Here is a 1,160-nt window from a genome sequence, read left to right on the forward strand (position 1 = left end):
GGAATTTTCTGAAATTCATCCGGTTTTGTTTTTACATTTCGTTCATTTAAACTAGGGAATTTCCTAGGTAATCCTTCTTCTGTTAACTCATAATATCTAAAACAATCAAAACTACCTACTAACCCATTAATTTTATATTTTTGAAGAATAGCTAAAGAAACACCGAAATTGATTCCCATAGCGGTTGGACCTTTTCCATCATAAGGCAATTGAATTAAGCTGATGAGAGAATTGTTAGAAAGTAACTTCTCACGCATTGCTTGATACGATGACAGGAACATCCAGCTTTGCATGGTCACCATGCTGTTAAAGCCATTATCCTTACACCATGCAAAACCACGCTCAATAAACATAGAAAATAAATCAGATTTACTATCAGGGAATTTCTTTTTGGCAAAATCTTTCAGTGCGGTATTCATACCTTTACCCCCCATATACGGTGGGTTAGCAATCACTGCATCGTATTGTTTAACTAGTAATTTCGCTTGCTGTACTAAAGGCAATAACTCTTGTGCTGACTGCTGTGCAAAAATATCCCCTGACTCTAATGCTGTATTCAGCTTGGTTTCTAAATCAGACAGCTTTTTAGCGAATGCTTGAGGGATTTGAATCAAAGAACCAAAAGTCGAAGCGTGTTCGAATAAGTCCAGCAACTCTTTTAAATCTGCCTGTGCAATATCAGTACTTGCCAGATCCTGACTAAATGCATCCAAACGTTCTGGCTGACTGTCCTGTAACGCAATGATATTCAGCTTTGGTGGAGTGCTAAATAAACGGCGGTCATCCTCACGGGCTTTCATCAACAGCGCAAAACTCGCCAACTGTGCCGCACGGGTATCGATATCAATGCCGTACAGGTTATTTTCCAGAATCAAACGTGGAATATCACGGCTGCGGTAACCACGTTCTAAGTAAATCGCTTTTAAGCAATCATAAGCTTCCACCAGAATATGCCCCGAACCACAGGCCGGATCGAGCACTGTAATACTTTCAGGATTTAAGGTATCGCCATCTTCACTGATCCGCACATCAATCAGCTGTTTCAGCTGTGCATTGACTTCGTCGCTTTGCTCAGCCGGCTGAATGTAATATTCCCACTCACTGGCCAGGGTACTATCAGGCTGTGCCATCATCCATAAGCGGCCGACACTGTTCTGTAC

At 41.4% G+C, this 1,160-nt stretch carries 1 pseudogene; it reads right to left on the bottom strand.

Annotation, left to right across the window (positions count from 1 at the left end):
* Window positions 1–1,160: pseudogene (locus ACNPNW_RS15760) on the bottom strand (Eco57I restriction-modification methylase domain-containing protein); the annotation flags it as partial.

This window comes from Acinetobacter endophylla (genome assembly GCF_053543775.1).